The organism is Paenibacillus sp. FSL R5-0908, from assembly GCF_038006245.1.
Classification (GTDB): domain Bacteria; phylum Bacillota; class Bacilli; order Paenibacillales; family Paenibacillaceae; genus Paenibacillus_AQ; species Paenibacillus_AQ odorifer.
The window spans coordinates 5,850,487-5,873,937 of the sequence record NZ_JBBOUV010000001.1; the positions used below are offsets into that span (position 1 = coordinate 5,850,487).

General features: G+C 45.6%; 20 protein-coding genes. 4 read left to right on the plus strand and 16 right to left on the minus strand.

Translation table 11 applies throughout. The features are described from left to right. Positions 1-8 precede the first annotated feature (8 nt). Positions 9-2,189, minus strand: coding sequence for a RelA/SpoT family protein (locus tag MKZ09_RS26640; protein ID WP_036677643.1), 2,181 nt, complete (start codon positions 2,187-2,189; stop codon positions 9-11). A gap of 313 nt (positions 2,190-2,502) precedes the next feature. Between MKZ09_RS26640 and uraA the strand changes: the two genes are divergently transcribed. Beyond that, positions 2,503-3,816 carry a uracil permease gene (uraA, locus tag MKZ09_RS26645; RefSeq protein ID WP_038572987.1) on the plus strand — a complete coding sequence of 438 codons (1,314 nt, stop codon included), beginning with the start codon at positions 2,503-2,505 and terminating at the stop codon, positions 3,814-3,816. Between the two features lie 251 nt (positions 3,817-4,067). Here uraA and MKZ09_RS26650 read toward each other — a convergent pair whose 3' ends face one another. The 6 genes from MKZ09_RS26650 to MKZ09_RS26675 form a co-directional block, all read right to left on the minus strand. Beyond that, entirely contained in the window at positions 4,068-4,586 is a 519-nt protein-coding gene (locus MKZ09_RS26650) for an adenine phosphoribosyltransferase (protein WP_076206454.1), read from the minus strand. A 145-nt stretch (positions 4,587-4,731) separates the two neighbouring features. Then, on the minus strand, positions 4,732-7,134 hold the full coding sequence (recJ, locus tag MKZ09_RS26655; protein ID WP_076206456.1) for a single-stranded-DNA-specific exonuclease RecJ: 2,403 nt from the start codon (positions 7,132-7,134) through the stop codon (positions 4,732-4,734). 29 nt (positions 7,135-7,163) lie between these two features. Continuing rightward, positions 7,164-8,114: a cation diffusion facilitator family transporter gene (locus MKZ09_RS26660; protein ID WP_076206458.1), complete on the minus strand. Its 951-nt coding sequence runs from the start codon at positions 8,112-8,114 to the stop codon at positions 7,164-7,166. A gap of 150 nt (positions 8,115-8,264) precedes the next feature. Continuing rightward, positions 8,265-9,167: a protein translocase subunit SecF gene (secF, locus tag MKZ09_RS26665; RefSeq protein ID WP_052097271.1), complete on the minus strand. Its 903-nt coding sequence runs from the start codon at positions 9,165-9,167 to the stop codon at positions 8,265-8,267. Further along, complete coding sequence (secD, locus tag MKZ09_RS26670) at positions 9,157-10,407, minus strand: protein translocase subunit SecD (RefSeq protein WP_036677653.1); 1,251 nt, start codon at positions 10,405-10,407, stop codon at positions 9,157-9,159. The genes secF and secD overlap by 11 nt, the downstream gene beginning before the upstream one ends. A gap of 221 nt (positions 10,408-10,628) precedes the next feature. After that, positions 10,629-10,880 (minus strand): post-transcriptional regulator, encoded by a 252-nt coding sequence (locus MKZ09_RS26675; protein ID WP_036677655.1) that lies wholly within the window; start codon positions 10,878-10,880, stop codon positions 10,629-10,631. 196 nt (positions 10,881-11,076) lie between these two features. Between MKZ09_RS26675 and spoVB the strand changes: the two genes are divergently transcribed. Continuing rightward, entirely contained in the window at positions 11,077-12,675 is a 1,599-nt protein-coding gene (spoVB, locus tag MKZ09_RS26680; protein ID WP_076137430.1) for a stage V sporulation protein B, read from the plus strand. A gap of 4 nt (positions 12,676-12,679) precedes the next feature. Here spoVB and MKZ09_RS26685 read toward each other — a convergent pair whose 3' ends face one another. Further along, positions 12,680-13,444 (minus strand): DUF421 domain-containing protein, encoded by a 765-nt coding sequence (locus tag MKZ09_RS26685; protein WP_076130399.1) that lies wholly within the window; start codon positions 13,442-13,444, stop codon positions 12,680-12,682. A 226-nt stretch (positions 13,445-13,670) separates the two neighbouring features. On the opposite strand from MKZ09_RS26685, the gene MKZ09_RS26690 reads away from it, so the two are divergent. Then, positions 13,671-14,063 (plus strand): TIGR04086 family membrane protein, encoded by a 393-nt coding sequence (locus MKZ09_RS26690; RefSeq protein ID WP_038572995.1) that lies wholly within the window; start codon positions 13,671-13,673, stop codon positions 14,061-14,063. A 94-nt stretch (positions 14,064-14,157) separates the two neighbouring features. After that, positions 14,158-14,997: a phosphatase PAP2 family protein gene (locus tag MKZ09_RS26695; protein ID WP_232061443.1), complete on the plus strand. Its 840-nt coding sequence runs from the start codon at positions 14,158-14,160 to the stop codon at positions 14,995-14,997. Positions 14,998-15,092: 95 nt separating this feature from the next. Here the strand turns inward: MKZ09_RS26695 and yajC are convergent, their stop codons facing one another. The 8 genes from yajC to MKZ09_RS26735 form a co-directional block, all read right to left on the minus strand. Then, on the minus strand, positions 15,093-15,413 hold the full coding sequence (gene yajC, locus MKZ09_RS26700; RefSeq protein ID WP_076206460.1) for a preprotein translocase subunit YajC: 321 nt from the start codon (positions 15,411-15,413) through the stop codon (positions 15,093-15,095). A gap of 50 nt (positions 15,414-15,463) precedes the next feature. Further along, positions 15,464-16,600, minus strand: coding sequence for a tRNA guanosine(34) transglycosylase Tgt (gene tgt / locus MKZ09_RS26705; RefSeq protein ID WP_036677666.1), 1,137 nt, complete (start codon positions 16,598-16,600; stop codon positions 15,464-15,466). 21 nt (positions 16,601-16,621) lie between these two features. After that, positions 16,622-17,650 (minus strand): tRNA preQ1(34) S-adenosylmethionine ribosyltransferase-isomerase QueA, encoded by a 1,029-nt coding sequence (gene queA, locus MKZ09_RS26710; RefSeq protein WP_076137431.1) that lies wholly within the window; start codon positions 17,648-17,650, stop codon positions 16,622-16,624. Between the two features lie 9 nt (positions 17,651-17,659). After that, on the minus strand, positions 17,660-19,759 hold the full coding sequence (locus tag MKZ09_RS26715; RefSeq protein WP_076137433.1) for a SpoIID/LytB domain-containing protein: 2,100 nt from the start codon (positions 19,757-19,759) through the stop codon (positions 17,660-17,662). Positions 19,760-19,791: 32 nt separating this feature from the next. After that, positions 19,792-20,799 carry a Holliday junction branch migration DNA helicase RuvB gene (ruvB, locus tag MKZ09_RS26720; protein WP_036677672.1) on the minus strand — a complete coding sequence of 336 codons (1,008 nt, stop codon included), beginning with the start codon at positions 20,797-20,799 and terminating at the stop codon, positions 19,792-19,794. Positions 20,800-20,835: 36 nt separating this feature from the next. Beyond that, complete coding sequence (gene ruvA, locus MKZ09_RS26725) at positions 20,836-21,453, minus strand: Holliday junction branch migration protein RuvA (protein ID WP_036677675.1); 618 nt, start codon at positions 21,451-21,453, stop codon at positions 20,836-20,838. Further along, positions 21,450-21,953 carry a crossover junction endodeoxyribonuclease RuvC gene (gene ruvC, locus MKZ09_RS26730; protein WP_036677679.1) on the minus strand — a complete coding sequence of 168 codons (504 nt, stop codon included), beginning with the start codon at positions 21,951-21,953 and terminating at the stop codon, positions 21,450-21,452. Before ruvC ends, ruvA begins: the two co-directional genes overlap by 4 nt. A gap of 246 nt (positions 21,954-22,199) precedes the next feature. Further along, positions 22,200-22,925, minus strand: coding sequence for a BofC C-terminal domain-containing protein (locus tag MKZ09_RS26735; protein WP_076206462.1), 726 nt, complete (start codon positions 22,923-22,925; stop codon positions 22,200-22,202). Positions 22,926-23,451: the final 526 nt, after the last annotated feature.

Here is a 23,451-nt window from a genome sequence, read left to right on the forward strand (position 1 = left end):
TCCTTGCCTTATTGCATGATCCGATTCACTGTATATACATCCTTGACTCGCTTTACTTTATCTACAACGGATTGCAGATGCTCCGTATTACGAATAAGGATGGTCATATGAATCATTGCCATCTTATTCTTGTCAGAGCGCCCAGTGACCGCTGAAATGTTCGTTTTGCTCTCGGACACAGCCTGCAGTACTTCATTGAGCAGTCCATTGCGATCATGGCCTGTAATCTCAATATCCACACTGTAGTTCGCTTCCATCGTGCCTTCCCATTCCACTTCAATCACTCTAGCTGCTTCTTCTCCGTCACCTTCACCCGGAATGTTAGGACAATCCTGGCGGTGTACAGATACGCCCCGGCCCCGTGTAACATAACCTACAATGTCGTCACCCGGAACCGGGTTGCAACATCGTGCAAAACGAACAAGTAAGTTTTCAATTCCTTTTACACTAACGCCATTGGTGGGTTGATTTCGTCTCTCGCCGGATGACTTGATCTCCTTCATCTCTGAAGTAAGCTCCAAGTGATTAGCAGCTTCTTCCTGCTCCTTGCGCAGCTTCTCCGTCAAACGGGAGGCAATCTGCGAAGCGGTAATCCCACCAAAACCAACGGCAGACAACATATCCTCTACATCATTAAAAGCGAATTTTTTCGCTGCTTCCAATAGTTTTTCATCAGAAATCCACTCAGAAACTTCAACATTCAGGCGCTTCAGCTCACGTTCAATTGCTTCGCGACCTTTTTCGACATTTTCCTCACGTTTTTCTTTTTTGAACCATTGCTTAATTTTGCTTCTTGCGTGAGAGGATTGTGCAATTTTGAGCCAGTCACGGCTAGGCCCGTAAGAATGCTTAGACGTCAAAATCTCAACAATATCGCCCGTCTTCAGCTTGTGATCAAGCGGCACGATCCGCCCGTTCACCTTGGAACCAATTGTACGATTGCCCACTTCTGTATGAATGCGAAACGCGAAGTCAAGAGGCACAGAACCGGCAGGAAGCTCGATAACCTCACCTTTAGGAGTAAATACAAACACCAGATCTGAGAAAAAATCCATTTTCAGTGATTTTACGAACTCTTCGGCATCCTTAGCTTCATGCTGCAGCTCCAATATTTCGCGAAAGAAAGGCATCCGATTCTCCGGATTAGCATTATTACTGCTGCCTTCTTTGTATGCCCAATGTGCGGCTATCCCGTATTCTGCCGTGCGGTGCATTTCCCAGGTGCGAATTTGCACCTCAGTAGGCTCTCCGCCTGGTCCTACCACAGTAGTATGCAGAGATTGGTACATATTGGCTTTTGGCATAGCTATATAATCTTTAAAACGCCCCGGCATTGGCTTCCATAAGGTATGAATAATTCCAAGGGTTGCATAACAGTCCTTGATATTATCCACAATGATACGAATGGCCAGCAGGTCATAAATTTCATTAAACTGCTTGTTTTTTGTGCTCATTTTGTTATAAACACTGTAAATATGCTTCGGGCGGCCGGAGAGATCACCTTCAATGCCCATTTCATCCAGCTTGGCACGAATACGGCCAATTACGCTGTCGATAAATTGCTCACGTTCAGCCCGCTTCTTATGCACCAGATTAGCAATCCGGTAATACTGCTGCGGGTTCAAGTAACGAAGCGCAATATCCTCCATCTCCCACTTAATCGCAGAAATCCCCAGCCGGTCAGCTACAGGACAGAAGATCTCCAACGTCTCATAAGAAATACGGCGCTGGCTCTCTTCAGATTGGTATTTTAACGTTCGCATATTATGCAGACGGTCCGCCAGTTTAATGACAATGACCCGGATATCCTGAGCCATAGCAATAAACATTTTGCGGTAATTCTCGTTCTGCTGCTCTTCCTTTGAGCGAAAGCGAATGCGTTCCAGCTTCGTTAAGCCGTCAACAAGCATTGCGCAGGTATCGCCAAATTTAGCGCGGATTTGTTCCAGTGAGACCGTCGTATCTTCCACCACATCATGCAAAAGCGCTGCAACAATAGATATAACATCCATTTGCATATTGACGACAATATCTGCCACCGCCAGCGGATGCAGAATGTATGGCTCCCCCGACTTGCGGATCTGCCCGTGATGAGCCTGATCGGCAAATTCATAAGCTTCCCGGATGCGGAGAAGATCTTTATCTTTTATATAGGCGCCAGCCTTATCAATTAATCGCTCAATGCCCATTCTCGTCGTATCCGATTCCTTTCTATAATAAAATGAACCCGCAACTGTTCAAAAATCTGCAGGTTCCAATCATTTCATTTGTCCAAGCTTACTTACGCCCTTATTCAAAGTTGTCTATAATTATGAGGCTTAAGGAGGATTACGTCAACACTTGCCATCTCATGGTATTCCAGAAGTAAAAGTAATTAAATTCGGACAAATTAATAACACTTGTGAAAATGTTGTTGTAAAAAAGCCAAGTTCTATTTAATCTAGTAAAGGCGGATTTTCGCCGGACAACATAATATCAGATAAGAAAGAGGAGTGAACTCCATTGCAACGCGAAATTCAAGTTAACGAAAAACTTCCATGGGGCCCAGGCTTTCTATTAAGTCTCCAGCATTTGTTTGCCATGTTTGGCAGTACAGTGCTAGTGCCTAACTTGTTCGGGGTCGACCCTGGAATGATTTTGCTTATGAATGGTATCGGTACATTGCTGTACATTTGGATCTGTCGCGGTAAAATCCCTGCGTACCTTGGTTCCAGCTTTGCCTTTATTGCACCGGTATTGTCAGTACTCAGTCGTTACCCAAATGATCACATGAAGGGATACTCGCTAGCTTTGGGTGCTTTTATCGTCACTGGTATTATATTCGTGCTCGTGGCATTGATCATTCGTTATGCAGGAACCAAATGGATTGATGTTGTTTTCCCTCCAGCAGTAATGGGAGCGATCGTAGCTACGATCGGACTAGAACTTGTACCTGTTGCCGCACGAATGGCAGGACTAATTGCTCCTGAAGGCGTTGCAGTTGCAGACTGGACGCCAGATGGCAAAACAATCGCACTTTCTATGGTGACGCTTGGTGTAACTGTAATTGGAGCTGTACTCTTCCGCGGTTTTCCAAAAATCATTCACATCCTTATTGGTATCGTCACTGGTTATGGTTTAGCATATATTTTGAAAATGGTGGATACCGCTGCTATCTCTAATGCAAAATTTTTAGCGCATCCTTCCATCGTTACTCCTTCATTTGATTGGAATGTAATATTCACTATTATCCCGGTATCATTAGTTGTTATCGTTGAGCATATTGGACATTTACTTGTAACAAGCAATATTGTCGGCAGAGACTTGGCAAAAGATCCTGGACTTGACCGCTCCCTGATGGGGAACGGGATATCTACAATTATCTCCGGTTTTATCGGTTCTACTCCAAATACAACCTACGGTGAAAATATCGGGGTTATGGCGTTGACTAAAGTATATTCGGTATATGTAATCGGCGGCGCAGCGGTGATTGCTATTCTGCTTTCATTCTCTGGAACTTTCTCCTCCGTTATCGCTAATATTCCAACCCCTGTAATGGGTGGTGTATCCCTGTTGCTGTTTGGTGTAATTGCGGCTTCCGGATTACGTATTTTCGTTGAGCAAAAAGTTGATTTTTCCAAAGCTACGAACATGATTATGGCTACGTTGGTACTCGTTGTGGGAATCAGTGGTACAACCCTTACTATGGGCAACGTTAAACTTAGTGGTATGGCGCTGGCTACAATTGTTGGTATCGTATTGGCACTGTTCTTCAAACTCATTGAAGTGCTTGGACTCTCTAATGATGGCGGAGAAAGTGATAAAACTGCCCATTAATCGGTTGTAAAAATAGAATTTTAAAAAAGCTGCTCCAACATCCATTTATGGACTTGGGCAGCTTTTTTTATTGACTCAGATACAAACAGCAACTCTCCGCCAAAAGGCAGATAACTGCTGTTATTATCTTACATTTTCCAATTAATGTTTAACTTCCACACTTTGCGTCACGCGCTAATCTTTGCACTTTTCAGCATAATTCGAGAGCCGAATCCCCGTTTATTTCCCGGGAAAAGACAAACTTTACAAGATTAATCCTCGTAATTCACCAAGGAAAGAACTTCAACTCCAGAAAGCTTATTACGCCCAGCAAGCTCAACCAGCTCAATCAGAAAAGCAGCACCTACCACTTTACCGCCAAGCTGTTCTACAAGGTTAACCGAAGTAGCAATAGTTCCACCAGTAGCCAATAAATCATCAGCGATCAATACTTTTTGACCAGGCTTGATAGCATCTGTGTGAACAGCAAGGGTGTCCTTGCCATACTCAAGATCATAACCTACCTCTATAGTCTCATATGGAAGCTTGCCGCTTTTACGAATCGGCACAAAACCCACTCCCATCGCATAAGCAAGAGGTGCTCCAACTACGAAGCCACGTGCTTCTGGTCCAGCGATAACGTCGATTTCCAAGTGCGCTACGAGAGCTTTCAACGCGTCAATTGCTTGGCGATAAACCTCTCCGTCCTTAAGCAATGTGGTGATATCTTTAAAACTAATACCTTCTTTAGGGAAATCAGGAATCACACGAATACTATCTTTAAAATCCAAATTTATCATCTCCTATAAGTTTTGTAAGCATAAGCTACAGTGATTTCAGATCGGCAAAACTTGCTTCGTAAGCATACGCTTTGTTATTTAAGCGTTGCATTTTTATACACCGTTGGGTACGCTCAGCAGTTCCTATTTGCATGGATTATGATACGCCTAAACGACGCGATAACATCCAGTCCTGTAACTCTGACAGGCTGCCCTCCATGAAGTATTGCTCCATCTCCGCCATCTGTCCCAGTCGGACAAAATGACTCGATGCTGTCAGACTTTTTGCTACTGGCTGAGTAATAAACGCCACACTTCCCTGACTTCTTTTAATAAAATCAAGCTCCTCAAACACATCAAGCATGTTGTTAAGCATGCGGATACTTAACGAGGACTGGCGGCTTAACCGCAGCAAAACTTCGTTCTCAGGCGTTGCAACTGAAGTGATTGAAGCCAACAGTTTATAAAGTATTTTGAAATGATCCCGTGTGGGAGTAATAAGTCGTTCTCTGCCATCCTTGATAGAATGCAATAACGCAATATTATCAGCATTAGGGAAGGTTTGGAGCAGCGCATCCAATTGTTCAGGAGTCTCCGGCATATCCAGTAAGCATAACAGAGAGACATGCCCTGCTTCCTGAAGGGGCTCATCCTTAACAGCGGCGCTAATGCCAGCTTCTTTATCATATACCCATAAAGACATTCCTATCAATTCACTTGCAGGCGTACTACGTCCATTCTGAAACACTGCAGCAGCTCGATACGGTCCCGCACCGCTATAAGGAAGAAGTAGTTCTCTAATATGTGCGGCTTGCCGTACGGCGTCAGCAGCACCACGAAGATCGAATAACTGAGCGTCCTGCACAGATAAATCCTGCAACATCAGCTGTGATTTGCGTGAGCCATTCCATTCATTGATCGACAGCTCAGCTAACACGTTGATTGTAGTACCCGCCGGTAGCAGCCTGGATAAAGCGCCTTTGCCAAAAGCCAAGGCTTCAATGCTGCTTTTCCCCTGCTGCAATACAATCTTCAGGTGTTTTCCATCTTGACCCATTGTACGTGTCTCTTTCACGGTAGCCCCGCGAATAATAAACTTCGGCAACGGATTAGACATTCCGAAAGGTGCAAGCCTTTCCAATTCTAACGCGGTCTGCAGTGATAAATCCGAGATAGACACCTCGGCATCAGCGGAAGCAACAGGAACGAAATGCTCTGGCGTTAACACCCCGGACGCATATTCATTTAATGCTGCAGCAAAGGCTTCTAATCCATCCCGATGCAGGCTCATTCCCGCAGCGGCTGGATGACCTCCAAAATGATCCATTAAATCAGAACAAGAAGAAAGTGCAGCGTAGATATCAAGTCCAGGTATGGAGCGAGCAGAACCTTTGCACATTCCGGTCTCTGGATGTATATCCAGAATGATCACAGGCCGATAATAACGCTCCAGCAGTTTGGAAGCCACTATACCTACCACACCTACATTCCAGCCATGATCAGCAAGAACAATGATGTCTGGGATTTCGCCACCCTGTGTCATCTGCTCCAGCTTGGCAGTGGCCTCAACAACAATTCTTTCTACCACCAATTGGCGTTCTTTGTTAAGCAGGTCAAGCTCTCCAGCTAGCTGCTCTGCCTCAGCTGCATGCTCGGTAGTGAGGAGAGACACAGCCCGTCCAGCATGGTCCAGGCGACCACTGGCATTGATGCGCGGCGCCATACCAAAAGCGATATTGACCGCAGTCACAGTGCTCATGTTCACACCGCTGACAGCGAGTAAGGCACGAATCCCCGGGAAACTGGAATGCCGCATACTTTCCAAGCCATTTCTAACAATCTCACGGTTTTCGCCAAGCAGCGGCATTAAATCCGCAACCGTTCCTATCGCTGCAATCTCTGCCCATTCTGTGGGAGTCTCTTCCCCTAGAATAGCTTGAGCAAGCTTATAAGCCACACCTACACCCGCTAATCCCTTGAACGGATAAGGGCAGTCTGGCAGCTTGGGATTAATAAGCGTATAGGCCTCTGGCAAAAGCTCAGGAGGTTCATGGTGATCCGTAACGATCACATCGATCCCCAATTCATTAGCGTAAGCAATCTGATGATACGCGCTAATGCCAGTATCTACGGTAATGATTAAGGAGACACCTTGCTGTAAAGCCCAATCCAGGGCATGATTATGCAGTCCATAACCCTCGTTAGAGCGGTGTGGGATATAAATATCAAAGGAAGCGCCTAAATAGCGCAGCAGATGAATCATAAGTGCTGTGCTGGACACCCCGTCGGCATCATAATCGCCATAAATCAGAATATGTTCTTCATCTTTTAAAGCCTTTCTAATTCTAGGAACCGCTTCAGCCATTCCTTTGAGTAGGAACGGATCATGCTGTTCTTCCTCACTGCCATCCATGAAGCTTAGAGCTTCATGAGGCGTGTTCATTCCTCTATTTACTAATAGTGAGGATAAGAGTGGAGAAATAGAAAGGCTCCGGGCCATATCCCTAACTGTGTCGGGATTGGCTGCCGGAGATTGCCATCTTGTTTTTGAATAAAGCAATAGAACTCACCTTTCTCTCACCTTGCAAACTACTGAAGCAACGTAGGAATATCATTATCCGGCAATTCATAATTGCTTTTGTACGGATAGCCGGGATCATAAGGAACAACGTCCATATGTACCTCACCGACATGAACAAACCGGTGCTGCAGCAGCTTCCTAGCGCATTCCGAAATATCCTGTGCTTCCATCACCGTAATCCGCGGATTCACACTGATCTTCACTTGAAGATTCACATAATTCCCTTGCTCAAGTGCCTTCAAATGTTCTACGCGAATGACGCCATGAACACGTTGCACTGTTTCAATAAAATTAGCGGCTTCCTCCGAAGGAAGCTCCTGCGCATTTTTAGTGTTAATAGAGCTAGCAATGAGTGAATAGCCTTTACGAAGAATTAAAACTCCGGTTAAGAGTGCGGCAATAGGATCCATATAAGATAGAGGATGCCAATAGGTACCACCCATGGATAATGAAATTCCGACTAATACTGTGATAGATGTATATAAGCTGAAACGATGACTATTAACATATGCAGCGTGACTGCCATCACCTATTTTTTTAAAGTAGCGATATTGATATTGAAATACAGCTTCTTTAAACACAATAGATACTAAGACGGTTACAAACGCCAGCTGTCCGTGTGTAGATGATTTTCCATCTGTTAAGTCGCGGATTGCAGAGAAAGCGATCTGCAGTCCCCCCATAAGAATAAATACCGAAAAAAGTATAGCCAGCAGCGGCTCCTTAGTGCCCCGTCGTTCTTCGATCCTTTGTTTACTCTTTCTCCCTTGCTCAGAGCGCCACGGAAGAATATCCGCCAGTTTGGCTGCTGCATCTGCTCCGGAATACAAAGCATCCCCCATTAATGCCTTGCTCCCTGAAATATAGCCAAAACTCCCCTTAGCTACTGCCAAAGTAACATTGCTAATGATCCCTGTCCAAGCAACCGTCTCGCTTTGCGGTGATCGTTCTTTATTCATACGAGGCCCTCCTTACCAATAGCAAGTAATCTCATGATGATTCAATACACATGACATGACCCTAAAGATTTCGAAAGCCGCGTCGCATTTGACGCGGCTTTCTTAAACGTATAAGAAAAGTAGAATTTAGAACTTCGATGCTAATTTCTTCTAACCTTTATTCGGGCTGCTTTTCACTTTAACCTTCTCACGCTTTTTAAGCACTAACCAGAGTGGACTTGCAATAAAGATGGAAGAGTAAGCTCCGAAGAGCAAGCCGATTACCATCGCAAGCGAGAACATCTTAATCGACTCGCCTCCGAACAATAACAGGAAGAACGCCGCAATAAATACGGTAAATGCGGTATAGAGAGAACGCATGAGCGTTTGAGCCACACTTTTATTCACAAGGTGTTTCAAGTCTTCATAAGTTTTCTGTTTACCAAAACGTAAATTCTCACGGATCCGGTCAAAGATAACGATCGTATCATTGATGGAATAACCGATGATCGTAAGCACCGCTACAATGAACGTCAAATCCACTTCCAAGCGGAAGATAGAGAAGAGCGCGACTACGATAAAGGCATCATGGAGCAAGGCCACAATCGATGCCACGGCGAAACGCCATTCAAAACGAATACTTACATAAATAATAATCCCCAGACAAGAAATCAGAACTGCATAAATAGCATTACGTGCCAATTCTTTTGCCATTTCAGTGTCCACGGTATTAATTTCAAATGATGCTTTGTCATCCAGCTTAAGGATTTCAGCTTTTAGGGCTTCATCTTGAGCCTCATCAAGAACTTCGTCATAGCGGATATTCACACGCTGATCACCAAACGAGATCGTTGGTTCATGATCGACATCGATTGCACTAGTTGCAGTCTTAACCTGATCCAAGTTCAAATTCTTGGAAAGGGAGATGTCCACATTAGATCCAGCTTTAAAGTCAACGCTGTAATTCAGGCCAAATGTCGCCAGGAAAATCAATCCTGCTACTGTCAATGCGATAGAGAAAATATAGAAATATTTACTCAAATGTACGAAATCAAGCTCTTTCTTAAAGCGCACGGATTTCACTCTCCTTAACACCGAAGCTCTTCGGTTTGTTCAGCTTACCCGCTTTGACAAGCTGGCTAAGCAACCAGTGGGAGAAATAAAGATTCGTGGCGATACTCAGCACGATTTCTACAATCAGCACCAATGCAAAGCCTTTGACCGCACCTGTACCGAAGGCAAACATAACTGCTGCCACAATAATAGTAGTCACATTGGAGTCCATTACTGTCCGGAAAGAGGATTTATTCCCCGCTTTAACGGAGGACAGTATACTTTTTCCACTGCGCATTTCTTCCCTTATCCGTTCGTTGGTAATGATATTGGCATCGACCGCCATACCTATACCCAGAATAAATGCGGCTATACCAGGCAGCGTCAAGGTGAAGTCTGCGAAGACGAAGACCGCAATTAGCGCCCATGTATGCAAGAGCAAGGCAAAACTAGCCAAAAGACCTGGCAAACGATACATTCCGATCATGAAAATAAGGATAATCACAGAAGCCAGCAGACCTGCTCGAATCGTTTGATCAAGCGATTGCTTACCCAGGGTAGCACCCACACTTTGGGAATATTTCTCCGTCAGCTTCAGTGGCAATGCACCTAGGTTAATAGTGTCTGCAAGTTCACGTGCTTCCTTAATTGTATAGTTACCCGAAATAGAAGCACTGCCATCGGTAAGTACTGCTTGTACCGTAGGGTCAGATAATTTGTTCTCATCCAAGTAAATTGCGAGATTCTTTCCTAAGAGACGTTTAGTAATCTCTGCAAATTTGTCCTTGTCCTTAATCTTGATGCTGATGATTGGCTGATTCAGGTTATCCCGTCCAACTTCTGCAGCACCTTCAACAAAATCACTACCTACCAGTTCGATTTTGCTGTAAGTTCCCTCAGCGTCACCTTCAGCAGCACTACGGAAAGTCAGAACTGCAGGTTCCTTCATTTTTTTACGAACCTCGGCTTCATCCGTTACGCCCGCAATTTTCAAACGGATACGGTCCGTACCTTCAGTAGTTACCTCTGGTTCACTTGTTCCGAGCGCATTCGCCCGTTTTTCTAAGCTTTCCGCTGTCTTCAGCAGAGAAGCTCGGGACAATGCTGCTCCCGCTTCCATAGGCTCAGCATGATACAAAATCTCAAATCCGCCTTTCAGGTCAAGACCAAGTCTAACCTTGTCCAGCAGTCCAGGAGTAGTAAATGCCATAACGCCTGTCAAAACGAGCACGGTAATAAAAAAGCCCATTAGTCTCTTCATGCTCTAGCTAGTTCCCCTTTCATTAACTCAATATTCCTATTATAGCTACACGCGAAATGACCGTCAATTCACAGCATTGATAGAGCTATACTCACACAAAGAAACGGCCGCCCCTGCTTAAATCAGCAAGACATCCGTTTTAATAGGAGATATGGAGTTATTATTCTCTTACTTTACTGCTTTATCAGGCAGTTCGCAAAAAGAAATATGTGGTTTATTGTTCAGTTCAACCCCCGATAGGCCGCAATAGTCAAATAATTCATGTAACTATTGGCTTTCAAGGAATAAATGTCGTTTACCAGCTTATGTAGGGGAGGCAAGCCTTCCTTATCATAATTACGGCTGATGCAATCCCAAATATCCTTGCTGGTTACATACTCATAGCCGAGGAGCCGGAATTCTTCAGCTTTGCTGCGGCACATGGCTTCGATTTCTTCACTATGTTGATCATGATTCCACTGTTCCGATTCCACGTGTTGACACCTCCAAAGATCGCTCATGTTCGTATGCTCACCATAGATATTCGACTCTTGTTCTTCGCTTTCCTTCTTCCGTCACAAAAAGTTAATGCCACTAAAACAAGGCATGCCGAGATAGGGGTACAGCATATCCATAAGAATAGACAAGTTCACCAGCGTTTTATTTCATTTTGGGAAGAAGGCGTGACCTTTGAAGAAACAGAGCTTTATACAAGGAACTTTAATCTTGCTAGCCGCCGGCATCATTAATCGGATGCTTGGATTTATTCCCCGGATTGCTTTACCACGTATTATCGGAGCAGAAGGTGTGGGTCTGTATCAGCTCGCGTATCCTTTTTTTCTTGTGCTGGTTACTGTCATTACAGGCGGGATTCCACTGGCGATAGCCAAGATGGTTGCGGAAGCAGAAGGAGAGAATCGGCCTGAAAAATCAAGGCTGATTTTACGTACTGGACTTGCCCTTAGTGTTGGACTTGCAATCTTCTTTACTTTGGTTGCTTTGGTAAGTGCCTCATGGGTCTCCAATGTTATCTTAACAGACCATCGGGTTTATTATACGTTTATTGCCATGATCCCAATGATTGGGATTGTCGCCGTATCTGCAATCTACCGCGGTTATTTCCAAGGCAAGCAGAACATGATTCCATCGGCGCTCTCCTCCATCTTCGAATCTTTAGTGCGAATATTCTTTATGCTATGGTTCTCCTGGTTGTTGCTTCCTAAGGGTATTGCTATGGCGGCGGCTGGAGCGATGTTAGGTGTGACGGTAGGAGAAATTGGCGGAATGTTAGCGATTCTGTGGCAATATTATGTCATTACTAAAAAAGATAAAAAGCAGACAAATCCGACTCCAGAGCACCCCGCTCTCGAGCCGGAGGTTATCTCATCTGATACACAAGGTGTGAAAGCCAACTCCCCCATATTACGGCGGTTACTAGGCATATCCATTCCCGTTACGGCAAGTCGGCTTGTCGGCTCTTTTTCGTATCTGCTGGAATCTATTATTACTGTGCGCAGTCTCGCCTTGGCAGGTATAGCCGCTGCTGCCGCTACAGCTCAGTACGGGTCTTTACAAGGGATGGTTATTCCTTTATTGCTGCTGCCCGGGGCATTAACCTCTTCACTTGCTGTGTCTCTGGTTCCTTCCATATCAGAAGCTGCCGCAAGAAAGGACTTGCCCACCATTCACAAGCGTATGCATCAAGCGTTGCGGCTTGCGCTGGTAACAGGTGCTCCTTTTGCTGTTCTTATGTATATCCTGGCGGTCCCGCTATGCAATTTGTTATATGGCAACGCGGATACAGCCCCTATGCTGAAACTTATGGCTCCATTCGCCTTGTTCATTTATGTTCAAGCTCCCTTACAAGCTGCGCTGCAAGCTATGGATCGACCGGGCAGGGCACTCATCAATACCTTAATTGGAGCAGTAGTCAAAATCATTCTGATCGTAATACTGGCATCTCAACCTGAGTATGGAATTTATGGCGCCATCATAGCCATTATTGTGAACAGCATTCTGGTTACGCTGCTTCACGGATACAGTGTGGTCAGTCTTATTTCATTATCTTTAAGAGTAACCGAAACCATAAAAACCTTATGTGCAATGGTCGTTATGGGAGCGGGCGTGCATTATGTATACACTTCCATTCCCATTGCAGATGTACAATGGATTCAATTTATATTTGCCTCTGCGATAGGAATGGTCCTGTATTTCGGAATCAGTCTGTTAGCTGGCCTTATCTCAATTCGTGATTTGGACCGTCTGCCGTTTATCAAACGCAGGCTCTAAAAGGTTATCTGTTGTCCAAACGGTCGACATAAATTCTGCCCTTATGATCTATGGAGCATAGAAAAACATTTTTGAAATCAGATACTCCCTTTTGGCGAATTTGAGTTCTTAACCAAAATCTGGTTTTTCCAATCATCTCTAAATTCTGATCCTGCACCTTTCCATCCATAATCAGAGGGATTGGAAGTCCTTCATACCTGATCTTATTCTTCGGCAGTTCTATCTTACGGTTCTTGTTCCCTTTATTATCGTCACTCTTTTTATGCTCAGCAGCTGCACTGCTATTGCCTGATGGGTTAGAGGATGAACTCCCCTTCTCTTTCTCGAATACGGTTAGCTGTCCACTAGGCTCCAGGATCGCAAATTCCACGTCAGCAGGACTGGCGATGTTCTGTCCACGCAACTGCTGCAGCAGATCATCAATATTATATCTCTGCCTACGCATTTCGCCCCGGTGCAGCTTGCCGCCAGAAATGAGTATGCTCGGTTTGCCGTCCATTAAAAGTCTGAGCTTTCTGCTCTTAAGACTGAGCTGAGCCACAATCACCTGTATCAACACCAATGTTGCCATCGGAACGACTCCTTCATAGATCGGCCGATTAATATCCTCAAGCACAAAAACAGCAATCTCGGCAATCATGATGGAGATCGTTAAATCAAATACAGACAGCTTACCTATTTCCCTCTTCCCCATGATGCGCATACACAGGAATATGAAGAAATACATCAGCACGGTCAAGAAAATATGGGTAGAGATATGCTGGAACATATAGCTTCGCTCCCCTCCATTCTCACCCGCAGACTTGTTTCCTCGGGTGGATTAATGTAACCCTATTCTGACCGCTCTGTGCAGGGAACATTCGGAAGCCGGCATATTAATTAATGGTAAAAAGGCTGCAATGCCCTTTCTTGTACTATTGGGGCAAGCCATCCCATACAATGAATAATAACTATGTTGATTCTTTTTCCTCAAAAAAACTTTAGGAGGTTGTACCATGTATTTAATCCGGCGCATGTTCTCATGGAGAATAGCCAATCCTGTGTTATCTGGCCTATGTCGATCATTCCTTTGGATGCTGATGGGTGCGTTTGTCCTCTCACTTTTGTTATGGGGCAGCAGTCTGAAGGAGCAGGATCTCTCAATGTACACGTACATTGTACACGGCATAGCTGCAGCATTCGGAGGACTAACCGCCGGTCGCAGAGCCACGAGCAAAGGCTGGTATCAAGGAAGTCTTACAGGCGCATTTTATGGGGTTATCGTTCTGTTGATCGGTTTTTTGGCACTGGACAGCGCACCCTCTGGTGTGGATCTGCTATGGGTTCTGGCAGCTGCAGCAATTGGCGCTCTCGGCGGAATGTTTGGCGTTAATTTACAAAAAAGCTAAAATTATAATTCCATTAAATTCGAAACATTCCTTGAAAATATGTTAAACTGTGATCATCTGACTTCATTAAGAGATCAAGGAGGCTTCGATTGCTTTGTTTTACCAATCAATGAACCATATTGTTTTGTACACAGTTGCATTAGTAGTGATATTAGTATGGATTGGCGCTAAACGTAATCCACTCATGGCATTGGTTGAAATTGGGAAAGAGATGCTGCGATCCTATAAGTTTTTGTTGCTGATTGCAGGAATGTTTGGCGTATTAGCCATAAATAAATATGAACTGCAAATTGAACAAAAAATGCATCTTACCTCTGATTATACGCCGTTTATATTTGGCCTAGAGGGTCATTTTGTCCAAGCCGTTCAGGATATATTCTACAGTCCATGGTTAACACCGATCATCGTCTTTTTCTACATTTTCATGCTTCAGTCTGTTCTAGCAGCTTCATTAGGGGTCTATCTGTTAGATAAAAACCGGGTGATGTTATATGCCACCTGCTATGCTATTATTATCAACTATGCCTTGGCGATTCCATTCTATCTTTACTTCCCGGTAAACGAGGTTTGGTCCTATCTGCCGGCAGGCGTCAAATTTACTATGCTGGATGTATTTCCGAAATTCGAACAGGAATATAGACCGCTATCCGGTCTCAATAACTGCTTCCCGAGTCTACATACGTCCATATCTGTTACAATGGCACTTCTGGCCTTCCGTTCAGGGAACCGCCGCTGGATGGTCATCACTAGCATTTCTGCAGTTGTAATCGTCTTTGGAATCTTCTATCTGGGCATTCATTGGCTTACAGATATGATTGGTGGAACCTTGCTAGCTGTACTAGCCTCTACAGTTGGCGTTCAACTCGCCAAATTAACTTTGCGGGGACGTGAAGAATCGCTTACCGTTCCGAGCCGCGTAACAAATGTACGTTAAAGTTAAACTGCTAAATCGAAATAACCTTGAAGATCAAAAAAGCGGTGTCCTCTCCAATGAGAAGACACCGCTTTTTATGTACTTAAATAACAAGTCTATACTTTCTCTTCGACATCCGTCGCCACTGCGTGACTAATGGAACCGCGATCAAAAGTCAGCTTAGTTACATCGTTGACCCGCAGAACCACGATATCATCGGAAATCTCCATGATCGTACCGTGAAGTCCTCCAATAGTAACGATTTTATCGCCCTTTTTCAGAGCTTTCAACATTGCGTTACGAGTTTTGGTCTTCTTTTGTTGCGGACGAATCAGCAAGAAGTAGAATACTACAAACATAAGGACAAAGGGACCTACTAGACCTAGTATACTACCTCCACCACCTGTGTTAGCTGCATATTGAAACGATTGAATCATATTTCTCCCCCCTTTCAAAGTACATTAAAGCATGACTCTTAAATCAAACCCTAAAAGCCTTTAAGATTATCATATAATCCGTATTTGGCGAAAAACTCATCGCGAAAATCAAGCAGCCGATCTTCCTTGATGGCTTCACGCACTTTACGCATTAAATCCAACAAGAAGTGCAAATTGTGGTATGTCGTCAATCGAAGTCCGAAGGTTTCATCGGCTTTGATTAGATGGCGCAAATAAGCGCGGGAATAATTCCGGCATGTATAGCAATTGCACTCCGGATCAAGCGGCCCAAAATCACGGGCATACTTAGCGTTGCGTACAACGAGTCTTCCCTGACTGGTCATCGTTGTTCCATTACGGGCAATACGAGTAGGCAAGACACAGTCGAACATGTCCACTCCTCGGATTGATCCTTCCAGCAGCGCATCCGGTGAACCCACGCCCATCAAATAGCGAGGTTTGCCTTGTGGCAGCAGGGGAACTGTATAATCCAGCACTTCATACATTAGCTGCTTGGACTCTCCGACGCTGAGCCCCCCAATAGCATACCCCGGGAAATCCATGGAAGTCAAATCAGCCGCGCTCTGACGGCGCAGATCTTCATACATGCCCCCTTGCACGATAGCAAAAAGACCCTGATCGTTAGGACGAGCATGACTTTTCAGGCAACGTTCTGCCCAGCGCGTGGTGCGCTCCAGTGATTTTTTTACATAATCATATTCAGCCGGGAATGGAGGACATTCATCAAATGCCATCATTATATCTGAACCCAGGGAGTTCTGAACCTCCATCGCTACTTCCGGAGACAGGAATTTCTTATCCCCATTTAGATGAGAACGGAAATGAACTCCTTCTTCCGTAATCTTGCGCATGTCGCTTAACGAGAATACTTGAAACCCGCCGCTGTCTGTCAGAATCGGACGATCCCAGTTCATGAACTTGTGCAGTCCACCAGCTTCACGAACAATATCATGGCCTGGTCTTAGAAACAGATGGTAAGTATTGCTCAAAATAATATGGGCATCCATCTCTTTCAGCTCTTCAGGACTCATGGTCTTGACTGTAGCTTGTGTGCCGACTGGCATAAATGCTGGTGTCTCAATCACACCATGTGGAGTGTGGACTCTTCCAAGTCTGGCTCCGGATTGTTTGCACGTTTTGATGTGCTCATAAGTAATTGCTGCCATAAGTTAACCCATCCTCTTACCTTAATAAATAAACATTGCATCTCCAAAGCTAAAGAATCGGTACTTCTGCTCTATCGCTTCTTCATAAGCAGCTAGAATATGTTCCCGACCTGCCAAAGCGCTAACCAACATAACCAAAGTAGACTTTGGCAGGTGGAAATTGGTAATTAGCGCATTTACTACACTGAACTTATACCCTGGATAGATAAAAATATCCGTCCAGCCGCTGCATTCCACAAGCGGACCACCTTCACATTGTCTTCCGACCGTTTCAAGTGTCCTACAAGACGTTGTGCCAACTGCAATAATACGACCGCCTCGTGCCTTAGTAGCATTTATGGTATCTGCCGTTTCTTGAGACATTACGAAATACTCAGAATGCATAACATGCTCTTCAACCTTCTCTACAGACATCGGACGAAAAGTACCGAGACCTACATGAAGGGTGATATAAGCGATTTTTACACCCTTAGCCTCAATCTGTTTCAGCAATTGTTGGGTAAAATGAAGCCCTGCGGTAGGCGCAGCGGCCGATCCCTCATGCCGAGCATACACAGTCTGATATCGTTCACGATCATCCAGTGTTTCCTTAATATAAGGTGGCAACGGCATCGTTCCCAGCCTGTCCAGAATCTCCTGAAAAATACCCTGATATATGAAACGAAGCGTACGGCCGCCCATATCAGCTTCGTCCTCGATAACGGCACGAAGCTCATCACTAAAGATGATCACCGCGCCTGTCTTGAGCTTTTTCCCTGGCTTTACAAGAGCTTCCCAGCGATCATCCCCAAGATTCTTCAGGAGAAGCACTTCCGCCTTAGCACCAGTATCTTCTTTCACTCCAAACAATCTCGCTGGAATGACTCTCGTATCATTTAGAACAAGTGTGTCTCCGGGATTAAAATAATCAATAATATCGGTAAAATGCCGGTGAGCCAGCTCTCCATCCTCCTTATTCACTAAAAGCAGTCTAGAAGCACTGCGATCAGCGAGAGGTGTCTGGGCAATCAATTCTTCCGGCAAATGAAAATCATAAGCATCTACATTCATGGTCTGTCTTCATTCCTTAACTATAGTAACGTTCTTATAATAGTGTTGCAATATTTGCTTGTAATCATACCCGCTGTCCGCCATGCCTTTCACGCCCCACTGCGACATGCCTAGACCATGGCCGTTGCCTTGCCCAATGAACAGAAAGCCCGAGCTGTTAGTGATCACTCTGGCCGCAGAATCTCCCCCCATCACTACAGTTCCACTGCCATTCACATTAACCTTCCCCGATGCGGAAAGCACACCAGCACTCTGCGAGCTGCTAATTGTGGCGGTAGCGCCGTCAGCGCCTAATACAGTATAACTTCCGGGTGCCACAATATCAAACAAAGTACTAGGTAATCCATTAAACGCGGAGCGGAACATATCAGGATATTTCACATTCAGAGCCTGACCATTAGCTTTCACCTGAATCGCTCTTCCAGAAGGACCGCGCTGGGTGACCTGCAGGTTAGAGATACTGGAAGGGAGCGTGCTTGTTGTTTTGCCCTGCAGGCTTTTTAGAAGTTCAGCAGAGGTATACGGCCCTTTGATCCAGCTATAGCTGCCAGACTCATATACTTTATCCAGAGCTACAGCGTTCTCACCCGGATTCAGCTTTCCGACTGCACTAACACTGCTCTCAATAACTGGCAGAGGACGTATATTCACATCTTTGGTCGTAGCGGTAACTATATCGAGTCCGGCAGCAGTTTTGCTGCCCGTTAATTTAATATTATCTTCACGTGCATAACCAGAGGTACCATTCGCAAGCAGAACATAATACCACTTCTTAGCAGCAGCAGCCGAAACATCTTCAACGCTTGGAACACTAGCAAATACATCGCCACCATTCGCCCAAACCTCTGAAGGGTCAGCTGTCATACCACCACTATTGGAAGAAAATACAGCCTCAACAACTTTACCACTGCTCATCAGCACTTCACCAGCAGTAGTATCTACAGCTTTGATAATGGAGGGAGCTTCAGACCCGATTCCGTTATATACCTGACTAAGAGTGGTATCTACTACATTCGCTACATCAAAACGGTTGCCTTGCGACAGCGCATAGCTGCGGGCGGCGACAGCCTGAGCTTTTAGCGCTTCTTCTGGCCAGCTGGAGGAAACCTCTCCTCCCACTACGGCATACAAGTATTGCTCCAGCGGCACTACATTAATTACAGCCAGCGATCCGCTCAAATTGCTCAGTTCCAAATTTCCGCGATATGTACGCTTGGATCTTTCCACTAACTGAATCCCAGTCTCGCTGCCTGCCGCAAGAAATTTAGCATTGCTTCCAGAAACCAGATAATGATCGGCTTGAGTTTCACTGCTAAAATCCAGCCCGGCATCCTTACGCAGTATTAATCCGGGCGAGGTGGCCACAGAAACCGTAAATTGTGGTGCCGCCGTAGACACAGCGGCCTGAACAGCTGTTAAATCACTATCATTGGCAGCTTCGCCTACCCATACCTCTACTTGTGCACTGCCATCGTTTCCTGCCAGAAACACCTTCCAAGCATCCAAACCAGCTGCAGTGAGGCTATTTAGCGCCACATCTGCTTCCTGCTCCGAAGAATAGCGGCCAGCTGATAGATGCTTATTGCCTTTCACCGCCGGGGTTTGGTCAGCAGGAATGCTCAGCCCTGCTTTGACTACACGGGTAAGCCCATCCTTGGCAGCTGCTTCACTAGCATAGACGCCCGTGTACAACTGATACACAGTCGCTCCATTTCTGGAGATTGCAAAAATCTGCGGTTTATCGGAGGTGGATTGGAGCTTTTTAGCTGCATCCGCTGCTGTCTGCCAGCTTGAAACCTCCATCACCTTAACTCTATATCCGTCCAGACTTACACGAATTTGCTTCTGTGCTGGGATAGATACCAAAGGGGTACTTCCTGCTTGATCCGACAGCAAAGTAAAGCTTTGCGTTGATAGCAGTGTTACTGCTGGCACAGTGGATTTATATTTACTTCCAATATCAGCATAAAGAGCAACTCGTATCGTGCTATTAGAATCGGCATGACTGGCACCCGCAGGGATCAGGAAACTTCCTACAGCAAGTGCAGCCGCAAGCAATCCTTTGCTTAGCGGGGCGACCCCTCTCCATTTCCTCTTCGTATGCTTCATCCAGCATCCTCCTTTATAATTGTAGTGACGGACTAGTGCTGCTCCGGAGGGAGCGGAAGCCCTAAATGATGATAAGCGGCCGGGGTTACAATTCTTCCACGCGGACTCCGCTGCAAGAAACCTATCTGCAGCAGGTACGGCTCATATACGTCCTCAATCGTCTGACTTTCCTCACCAATCGTAGCTGCAATCGTGTCCAGTCCTACAGGACCGCCGCGAAAGCTTGAAATCATAGCACTTAACATCTTGTGGTCAATACTGTCCAGCCCACGCGGGTCCACCTGAAGCATCTTCAATGCTTCCCCAGAAATTTCAGGAGTTATAATTCCATCTCCGCGCACTTGAGCAAAATCACGGACCCGTTTTAATAAGCGGTTGGCAATCCGCGGCGTTCCCCGCGAACGAAGCGCGATCTCTTCTGCAGCATCGCCAACAATCTCAATGCCTAGAAGATCCGCATTTCGAGATACAATGTAACTCAGCTCATCTATGTTATAGAATTCCAGGCGACTGACCACTCCGAAACGATCACGCAGTGGCGCAGACAATAGTCCTGCCCGGGTTGTGGCACCTATCAGTGTGAACGGCGGCAAATCCAATCGAACCGAACGGGCACTTGGCCCTTTGCCGATCATGATATCCAGCGCGAAATCCTCCATCGCAGGATACATAACCTCCTCGACCGTGCGGTGCAAACGATGAATCTCATCAATGAAAAGCACGTCGCCTTCCTGCAGATTCGTCAGCAGAGCGGCAAGATCGCCTGGACGCTCTATCGCGGGGCCGGAAGTTGTTCGCAGGTTCACGCCCAGCTCATTGGCGATAATATTAGCGAGCGTTGTTTTGCCGAGACCCGGAGGTCCGTACAGCAGCACATGATCCAGCGCTTCGCTTCTCATTTTGGCCGCTTCTATATATACTTTCAGGTTTTCTTTTACCTGAGTCTGGCCGATATATTCTCCCAGATAACGAGGGCGCAAGCTTAGTTCTACCGCCTGCTCGTCCATCATCAAATTCGCGGATATAATCCGGTCATCCATTTCCTATCGCTCCCTTTCTTTAGGATGTGTACGGCTCTACTTTGCTATATATAGCAGCCCTAATGCTTTCTTCATCAGCACATCTACAGTTCCTGTCTCTGCTCCCTCTTTCTTCAAAGCGAGCCACACGCGGTCCAATTCGCTTTCGGTATAACCCAGCCCCTTAAGCGCATCCCGCGCCTCTTGCCAGGCCAATCCATCCGTTGCCTCTTCCGTTGGCACTGCAAACAATCCCGTTTGCATTGAAGCCATACTGAGTCCGTCCAGCTTGTCCTTCAAATCAAGGATCATACGCTGTGCTGTCTTTTTGCCAATGCCCGGCAATTTCGTTAAGAACGTTATATTCTCTTGATAAATCGCTGAAATCAACTGATCCGGTGTTCCACCTGTCAGGATTCCAAGCGCAACCCTAGGACCGATGCCAGATACCTCTATCAGCTTGCGGAACAATTTTTGTTCCTCACGAGTCGGGAACCCAAATAATAGCGTAGCGTCCTCACGTGTTTGGTAATGAATATAGATCGTTACAGGCCCTTCTACTTTGGCAAAAGCATAAGGATTCGGGCAGAATACCCGGTATCCTACTCCCTGCACATCCAGCACCACATATTCCGACTCCAAATGAACGACGGGTCCTCTTAAGAAATCTATCATTTTCGCAATACCTCATTTAATTTAGAATTAAGACTGCTCGAATGGGCATGGCATACCGCTACCGCCAGCGCATCCGCCACATCATCGGGTTTCGGAATCGCCGATAGCTTCAGCAGCAGCTTCACCATTTCCTGGACCTGCCGTTTCTCAGCCTTACCATAACCCACAACAGCCTGCTTTACCATCATAGGTGTATATTCCGAGACGGGGAGACCCCGCTGTACTGCAGCTAATATAGTCACACCGCGGGCCTGCGCCACTGGCAATGCTGTAGTAACGTTGCGAGCGAAAAACAGCTTTTCTATCGCCACAGCATCGGGTTTATATTTATCAATGAGCTGACCCATGCCTTCATAGACATGCAGCAGTCGTTCTTCTTCAGGCGTATGAGCCTCAGTCTGAATACAACCATATTGGACGGGGGTCAGTTTATGTCCTTCCTTATCCACAAAGCCAAAGCCGACGATCGCCAGCCCCGGATCAATTCCCAAAATACGCAAACACGATCTCTCCTCTATAACAGGCAGATTATTCCACCGTTTTCATCCATTCCTCCGCCATGAAGCGAACATATGTATTCCTTCTAACCATTATAGCAAAAATCCCCCTTGCGGGAGAAAAAAAGTTTAGCGTTTGCAGCGAAATGGCAACTTTAGGCCTACAGCTTAGGCTCTTCCCCGTTTCATTTTATACAAAAAAAAGCTGCCCTCAGCCATTAATAATGACTTTTGGACAGCTTATCAAATCTATTGCTTGTTCTGCATAACATGCTCAGCAGCTTCGCGGGCATAATCACTGAAGGTAGACAGCACACTATTGTACTCTTCAATATCCTGCACACGAATCCCCTCGTGAAGCTCTTTCCAAATATTTTCCGGCAATGAGGATTTCAGGGAACCCATATCCATTTGAAAAAAAGTCTTCAGAACCTTCTCCTGAACTGGCGGACCTTTAAACAAGGTCAAATTCCCAAACGCATCTACACCAAAATAAGCTTCATTTTTTATCATTGTCGATAAATCATTCACTTTTTGTTCCAGCCACAAATCCCCTTCTGAACTGATCCAACCGCTCCATTCAGGGTGTTCATTGATTATAGTCTTCATTTGAAGCGGGTTCTTTACGCCCGGCAACGTCTGAATCTCTTCTCCGGACACATAGGTTGTTTTTAAATGAACGGTTCTGCTGAGCCCACTTTGGGTGATGGTTTGCAGCAGTTGTTCATTATTTAAAGTGCCCTTCTCTTTTGCCTCATCACTGTCCTCGCCTACTTTAAAGACAGCTGCGGCCAGCTCACTATCGGCCCTATCCGCCCAGCTAGAATTCGTCAGCAGTCCACTGATTTCCTCAGGTACCTGCATACTGCGCCAAGCCAGTACAGTAAGAGCTATACAAGCAGCTCCTACCCAAAGCGCCTTTTTCCAACGTCTCCATCGCCGCCAAAGTTGTTTTTTTAAGCGAAACGCGTTCACGTTAATCCCTTCATTCTGGTTTTTCCCTATTGTGACCTAAGAAGGGAGCATTTATGCGCTTTTCTGTGAATAATCGACATTTCTTCAAAAATGCAAGGTTGACCTTGCAGTATAGTTCAAGGTTTATGGTATAAGTCTGGAAGGGGGATTCTGGGGAGAGATTTCACATACCGGCCTTAAGTGATGCCTATTTCATGACGATCGACCATTTCTTCCACCAAAACTTTTGCTTCGCCAATAGACTATTTAGTTCTTAGTGAGTTATGCCATTGGATTGGGCGGTGGCATTTGGGATGGTGGCGATGTAGGCGTTCTGCGGCGTTTGCGTGATGGGGGAATGCGTTCTGCGTTTGCGCGTTGTGCGGAGTGGATCTAAAACTAATTAGGGAAAAACTCCCTCAAAGTAGGAGATTTTCGCTCTAAATGAATGAAATCAGGGAATTACTCCCTAATAATTAGGGGGTTTTCCTAATTTTCCGGAAATCAGGCATATAATTAGGGAGTTTTTCCCCAATTATATGCCTGA